Origin of the sequence: Streptomyces sp. P17 (assembly GCF_032436805.1) — a bacterium.
In the GTDB taxonomy this organism is placed as follows: domain Bacteria; phylum Actinomycetota; class Actinomycetes; order Streptomycetales; family Streptomycetaceae; genus Streptomyces.
Map to the genome: position 1 here is coordinate 1 of NZ_JAVRBF010001390.1, position 242 is coordinate 242.

Consider the following 242-nt stretch of genomic DNA (forward strand, 5'->3'; position numbering starts at 1 on the left):
TTCACGGACGGCCAGAAGCTGCGCGCCAAGGTGCTCGGCACGGACACCAAGGTCGACGTGGCGGTGCTGCAGGTGAAGCCGGAGAAGCCGCTGAAGGCGGTGAAGTTCGGCGACTCGGAAGCGATGCGCGTCGGCGACTGGGTGATGGCGGTCGGCAACCCGTTCGGCCTCGGCGGCACGGTGACCGCGGGCATCGTGTCGGCGCGCCACCGCAACATCGATAGCGGTCCCTACGACAACTA

The 242-nt window shown here is 67.8% G+C and carries 1 protein-coding gene; it reads left to right on the top strand.

Annotated elements, in window-relative coordinates; translation table 11 throughout:
- Positions 1–242: trypsin-like peptidase domain-containing protein (locus RMT89_RS45085; RefSeq protein ID WP_315889543.1), on the top strand; the 242-nt coding region annotated here is incomplete at both ends.